The following is a 6,000-nucleotide window of genomic DNA, read 5'->3' as shown; positions in this document are numbered from 1 at the left end:
TGAAGACCTGATCCCATGTTTTCTTGTGAGTAGTGCTGGGCACGTCAGGTGGGGTACCCGACTTTAGGTGCGCGTCAGGTGCGCGATGTCACGTTCCCGAGGTGGTCACCTGGCTGTGGTTGCGTCACAAGCGCTTTGGATAAGAGCGGGGTGGTTGGCTGCGGTTTCGGTGGGTGATCAACCCCGTCAAACGGGCGGCGGTTTCGGTGCGCGATCAACCCCGTCAGGCGGTCCGCGGCGGCTTCAGTGCGCGATCACACCCGCCAGGTGCACCCCAACCCCGGCATGCCCAAGATCTGCACTCTGTCTCGGGATCGGCACTCGAAATAGGGCCCTATAGCCAGTGCCGATCCCGAGTTAAGGTGCGGATTCTGCTGCCCGCGTGGCGCGTTGGAGGCCACTCACCCTTTGTGTAATCCGCTCACCTCGTCTACCGGGTGTTCGGGTTACACAGGGGGTGAGCGGCTGGGCTCTAGGCCGGTTATGGTTGCGTAACAAGCGCTTTGGATTAGAGCGGGGTGGTCGGCGGCGCCTCCGGTAGTCGATCACACCCGCCAGGTGCACCCCAACCCCGGCATGCCCAAGATCTGCACTCCGTCTCGGGATCGGCACTCGAAATAGGGCCCTATAGCCAGTGCCGATCCCGAGTTAAGGTGCGGATTCTGCTGCCCGCGTGGCGGGTTGGAGGCCGCTCACTCATTGTGTAACCCGCTCACCTCGTCTACCGGGTGTTCGGGTTACACAAGGGGTGAGCGGCTGGGCTCTAGGCCGGTTATGGTTGCGTAACAAGCGCTTTGGATTAGATCGGCGTGGTCGGCGACGGCTCCGGTAGTCGATCACACCCGCCAGGTGCACCCCGACCCCGGCATGCCCGAGATCTGCACTCCGTCTCGGGATCGGCACTCGATATAGGGCCCTATACCCAGTGCAGGTCCCGAGAGGGTGCGCAGATTCTGGGTTCGGCGGGGTGAGGTGGGGTGCTGGGCGCTCGTGGCGGGGGTTGTGCCCGGTTTCGACAACTGATCCGCACCCTCTCTCGGAATCCGCCCGGCAGTAGGGCCCTATTCCGGGTGCGCGATCCCGACACAGGGTGCAGATTCCGCTGCCCGCGTAGGGAATTGGACGCCGCTCACCCTTTGTATAACCCTCACACCTCGTATAGGCGGTGGGCGGCTCGCACAAAGGGTGAGAGGCTGGAAAGCCGGGGCGGTTCACGGCGTAGGTCGTGCTGTGTTGGCTTCAGCGCAGATTCGCACTCTCACTTGGGATCTGCACTCGGAATAGGGGCCTAGAGTCGGTGCGGATCCCGAGAGACGGTGCGGGGCTTTGGGAGGGGACGGCGGGGGCTCGCGCAGTGTGCTCAGGGGGTGCGTGTGGGGAGGGCAGGTGTGCGACGACGGCCTAGCTGTCGCTTGGTTTGTGGGCTCGGTTGGTGTCAGGGGTGTGCGGCGAGGGTCAGTGGCGGGGGTCGGGGAGGGTGATGGTCTTTGGGTCGGGTTCGATTCGGCGGGTTGCGCTCAGGTGGTTGTCCGGGGGTAAGGGGCGGCGGGGTTCGCGGGTGCCTGCGGTGCCGCCGCCGCCTTCGCGGCCCGGTGGGCGGCCGCCGGTGGTTGCCTTGCCGCCCAGCAGTCTTCGGATGGCTCGCAATAGTTTTCTCATGGAGTCCAGTGTGCTCGCTGGATGAGCGGGGACGGGGGTGTTCGCGGGTGGCGAAAGTGCTGGGTTACAGGCTGAGGGTGGCGCGCAACCTGGCGTCTAGTGATTCGGATTCGGTGGTCGTCAGTTCGCCGAGTTGCTCGGTGAGCCAGGGGCGGTAGGCGCGGTGGAGTTCGAGGGTGTCGGCCCAGCCGTGTTCGGTGTGCGTCGCCAGGACATGGCCGGGGTCTGCGTCGCGCAGTGGGACGACGTGCAACCAGCGGTACGGGGAGGTGATCACCGCCGAGTCGGAGACCAGCACGACGGACATGCGTCGTGGCAAGGGGGTGCCGTCGCGCAACGCCGGGGAATAGCGCCAGACCTCGCCTCGCCTCATGCGGCGCCGCGGGCGTCGGTTTCGGCGGCCTCGGTGACGTTCAAGTCGTCGTAGGCCGCAGACTGTTCAGCGGCGTCGTCGACCGCCAGCTTGGCCAGACTGTCGTGCACGAGTGCGGTGCGCAGCGAGGCGTTGATCACTGAGGACAGGCTGCGATTCTGCTGGTCGGCAGCCTGTTTTGCCCATTCGGCCACCTGCGGATCCAGCGTCACGGTCACGCGCGTCGCCTTGCTCATGCCTCCACCTCGCTAACGCTCGGCTCCGGCATGCGCAAAGCGCGCTTGCACATGATCCGCTCGCTCATGCCATCATGCATACCAGAGTGCTGCACATTGTGAAGCGCGTTTCCGGACGGCGAGCGGGGTGCCTGGTCGGCTATCGTCGGACGCGTGGCCAGCAAGTCTGCGGCGTCGGCCATCGAACTGGATGTCGGCGACCGCACGATCCGCATTTCCAACCCGGACCGCGTGTATTTCCCGGAGACCGGCGCGACGAAGCTCGACCTGGTGCAGTACTACCTGAGCGTCGGCGACGGCATCGTCCGCGCGCTGCGCGATCGGCCGTGCATGCTGCACCGCTTCCCGAAGGGCCTCGCCGGAGACAAGGTCCATCAGAAACGGTTGCCGGCGGGCGCGCCCGACTGGATCAACACGGTGCGCGTTTTCTTCCCCCGCTACAGCAGGCACGCCGACGAGCTCTGTGTGAACGAGCTGGCCGACGTCATCTGGGCCGTGCAGATGTCGACGGTCGAGTTCCATCCGTGGAACTCGCGCGCGGCCGACACCGAGAGCCCCGACGAGTGGCGCATCGACCTGGATCCGATGCCGGACTGCCCGTGGTCGCGGGTGCAGCGGGTGGCCGGGGTCGCGCACGAGGTGCTCGATGAGCTCGGCGCGGTCGGCTGGCCGAAGACGTCCGGCGGCAAGGGTTTACACATCTACGTCCGCATCGCACCGAACTGGGGTTTCAAGGAGGTGCGCCGCGCTGCGCTCGCCTTCGCCCGCGAGGTCGAACGCCGCGCACCCGACGACGTGACCACCACCTGGTGGCGTAAGGACCGCGACCCGAAGCTGCTGTTCGTCGACTACAACCAGAACGCCCGCGATCACACCATCGCCGCCGCCTACTCGGTCCGCGGCGTACCGACCGCCACCGTCTCCACCCCGATCCGCTGGGACGAGATCCCCAACATCGACCCCCGCGACTTCACCATCAAAACCGTCCCCGCCCGCTTCGCCGAACTCGGCGACCTGCACGAGGGCATCGACGATGCCGTCTTCGAAATAGATCAACTCCTCGAATGGGCCGACCGCGACAAGGTAGACGCCGACCTAGACCAGGAAACCGACCTCGACGAGGACTGACCCACCCGCTGCACCGAAGCACCGCACCGCGCACAAATTCGCCCGCCGCGCACAAACCAGCCAGCGAATTCGAGCGCACCGAACGAGACGACGCGCGGCAGCTCCGAACACTGGACGCCCAAGCCAAGCAACTCTCTCGACGCATCTTCGCCAGGGCGCGCACCGGTTCTTCTGCCGCGCACGAATCCGCCAACAAAACTCTGCGCGCCCAGCAAAACCGTGCGCGGCATCGGCCAACGCGGTGGCCGCAAAGCACACGCTCGCTGAGCCAGCACCGAGCGCTAAAGCTGCGCGCACCAACTCGCCCCCCGCACACGAACCAGCCAACAAAACCCCGCCCACCCAGCAAAACCGTGCGCGCCACCGGCCGACGCAGCGGCCGCAAAGCACACGCTCGCTGAGCCAGCACCGAGCGCTGCAACTGCGCGCACCAACTCGCCCGCCGCGCACGAACCAGCCAACAAAACCCCGCGCGCCCAGCAAAACCGTGCGCGCCACCGGCCGACGCGGTGACCGCAAAGCACACGCTCGCTGAGCCCGCACCGAGCGCTGCAACTGCGCGCACCACTCGCCCCCGCGCACGAACCAGCCAGCAAATCCGAGCACGCCAGACGAGACGACGCGCGGCAACTCCGAACGCTGGGCGCCCAAGCCAAGCAGCTCTCTTGACGCACCTTCGCCAGGACGGCGCACACCAATTCGCTCCCGCGCACGAACCAGCCAGCGAAATCGAGCACGCCGGACGAGACGACGCGCGGCAGCTCCGAACACTGGACGCCCAAGCCAAGCAACTCTCTCGACGCACCTTCGCCAGGGCGGCGCGCACCAATTCTCCTGCCGCGCACGAACCAGCCAACAAAACCCCGCGCGCCCAGCAAAACCCTGCGCGGCATCGGCCAACGCGGTGGCCGCAAAGCACACGCTCGCTGAGCCAGCACCGAGCGCTAAAGCTGCGCGCACCAACTCGCCCCCCGCACACGAACCAGCCAACAAAACCCCGCCCACCCAGCAAAACCGTGCGCGCCACCGGCCGACGCAGCGGCCGCAAAGCACACGCTCGCTGAGCCAGCACCGAGCGCTGCAACTGCGCGCACCAACTCGCCCCCCGCACACGAACCAGCCAGCGAATCCGAGCGCACCGAACGAGACGACGCGCGGCAGCTCCGAACGCTGGGCGCCCAAGCCAAGCAGCACTCTCGACGCTCCTTCGCCAGGGCGGCGCGCACCGATTCTCCTGCCGCGCACGAACCAGCCGGCAAAATCGTGCGCGCTAAAACAAAGTGTGCGCGACATCAGCGGAAGCAGCGGCCGCTCGGCGCGCTCTCGGTGCGCCCTCACCGGGTGCTGCGGCGCGGCGCGCATCGATTCGCCCGACGCGTATGGAATTGCTGGCGGATTCGGGCACGCGGAGCGAAACCGTGCGCGGCATGGCTGAACGAGAAGAGTTAGGCCGGGGTGGTAGTGCGCCGGGTGGCGGATCGGGTGCGGTGATAACGTCGCTGCGGCGCTGTTACCAGCGTCGCGCGCACTCGCTGTACTGCTTCGAAGGAGGTCTATCCATGAGCCGACCGACAGTGGCGATAGCGATCGGGCCGACTGACCCGCCGCCCGCGTTGGTGGCGAAGGCGGTTGTGGATGGTGGCGCGGCGGTGGCAGAGCTCGGCTCGGCGCGTGGGCTGATCTGGGTGGGGACGCCCGGGCAGTTTCCGAATGAGTTGCCGGACACGATCGAGTGGGTGCAGCTGCCTGCGGCGGGTGTGGAAGAATGGTTCGACGCGGGCGTTATCGCCGCTCATCCGAAGGTGCAGTTCACTTCTGCCGCAGGCGCTTTCGCGGCCAGTGTGGCCGAGCACGCGCTGATGTTGCTGCTGGCGGGCGTGCGTTATCTGCCGGAGCAGCTGCGGGCGGGCAGCTGGCGGCGGGATGATTTCATCCCGCACATCGGTTCGCTGCGCGGTAAGACGGTCACCATCGTCGGCGCGGGCGGTATCGGGCGGGCTCTGATCCCGATGCTCACTCCGCTCGGTGCGCATGTGATCGCGGTCAACCGGTCCGGCCGTCCGGTGACCGGGCCCGGTATCCCCGATACGGTCGAGACCATCTCCACCGACCACCTCTCCCGGGTGTGGCCGCGCACCGACCACGTGATCGTCGCCGCCCCGGCTACCGCCGCGACCAACCATCTCATCGACGCGGACGTGCTCGCCCGGCTGAAGCCGCACTCGTGGGTCATCAATATCGCCCGTGGCAGCCTGATCGACACCGACGCTCTGGTCACCGCGCTCGCTTCCGGCGCCATTGCCGGCGCAGGGCTGGATGTCACCGAGCCGGAGCCGTTGCCTGATGGTCACCCGCTCTGGGTGCTCCCGAATGCCATTGTGACGCCGCATGATTCGAACCCGCCACAGCTGCGCCTCGCCGCCTTCGCCGACCATGCGGGCGCGAACGTCGAGCGATTCGTCAACGGGAAAGACCTGCTGGCCCCGATCGATCCGGACCGCGGCTACTGAAAACCCTGACGGGACATAGCGGCGCGTAAGCACGCCAGCACGCCCCGCCCGGCGACATACGTATACGACGGCGAAAAGTACTTATAGATGACTG

At 66.8% G+C, this 6,000-nt stretch carries 5 protein-coding genes; 2 read left to right on the top strand and 3 right to left on the bottom strand.

Going from position 1 to position 6,000, the window contains the following annotated elements:
- Nucleotides 1–1,455: 1,455 nt before the first annotated feature.
- From ACFWF1_RS34220 to ACFWF1_RS34210, 3 genes are all read right to left on the bottom strand, one after another.
- Entirely contained in the window at nt 1,456–1,659 is a 204-nt protein-coding gene (locus ACFWF1_RS34220; RefSeq protein ID WP_379282484.1) for a hypothetical protein, read from the bottom strand.
- 64 nt (nt 1,660–1,723) lie between these two features.
- Nucleotides 1,724–2,032 carry a hypothetical protein gene (locus ACFWF1_RS34215; RefSeq protein WP_357383003.1) on the bottom strand — a complete coding sequence of 103 codons (309 nt, stop codon included), beginning with the start codon at nt 2,030–2,032 and terminating at the stop codon, nt 1,724–1,726.
- Nucleotides 2,029–2,268, bottom strand: a complete 240-nt coding sequence (locus tag ACFWF1_RS34210; RefSeq protein ID WP_379282483.1) for a DUF6364 family protein — start codon at nt 2,266–2,268, stop codon at nt 2,029–2,031. Before ACFWF1_RS34210 ends, ACFWF1_RS34215 begins: the two co-directional genes overlap by 4 nt.
- A 153-nt stretch (nt 2,269–2,421) precedes the next feature.
- Between ACFWF1_RS34210 and ligD the strand changes: the two genes are divergently transcribed.
- Together ligD and ACFWF1_RS34200 are read left to right on the top strand one after the other, a co-directional pair.
- Nucleotides 2,422–3,396 carry a non-homologous end-joining DNA ligase gene (gene ligD, locus ACFWF1_RS34205; protein WP_379282481.1) on the top strand — a complete coding sequence of 325 codons (975 nt, stop codon included), beginning with the start codon at nt 2,422–2,424 and terminating at the stop codon, nt 3,394–3,396.
- A gap of 1,559 nt (nt 3,397–4,955) precedes the next feature.
- Nucleotides 4,956–5,906 (top strand): D-isomer specific 2-hydroxyacid dehydrogenase family protein, encoded by a 951-nt coding sequence (locus tag ACFWF1_RS34200; RefSeq protein WP_379282480.1) that lies wholly within the window; start codon nt 4,956–4,958, stop codon nt 5,904–5,906.
- The last annotated feature ends 94 nt before the right edge of the window (nt 5,907–6,000 follow it).

The organism is Nocardia sp. NPDC060255 (assembly GCF_042727395.1).
Classification (GTDB): domain Bacteria; phylum Actinomycetota; class Actinomycetes; order Mycobacteriales; family Mycobacteriaceae; genus Nocardia.
This window is presented reverse-complemented; position numbering and strand designations above follow the sequence as displayed.

Bases quoted from the DNA above. Each gene is read 5' to 3' on its own strand.
- ACFWF1_RS34210 (WP_379282483.1), bottom strand. From the start codon at position 2,268: ATGAGCAAGGCGACGCGCGTGACCGTGACGCTGGATCCGCAGGTGGCC.
- ACFWF1_RS34200 (WP_379282480.1), top strand. From the start codon at position 4,956: ATGAGCCGACCGACAGTGGCGATAGCGATCGGGCCGACTGACCCGCCG.
- ACFWF1_RS34220 (WP_379282484.1), bottom strand. From the start codon at position 1,659: ATGAGAAAACTATTGCGAGCCATCCGAAGACTGCTGGGCGGCAAGGCA.
- ACFWF1_RS34215 (WP_357383003.1), bottom strand. From the start codon at position 2,032: ATGAGGCGAGGCGAGGTCTGGCGCTATTCCCCGGCGTTGCGCGACGGC.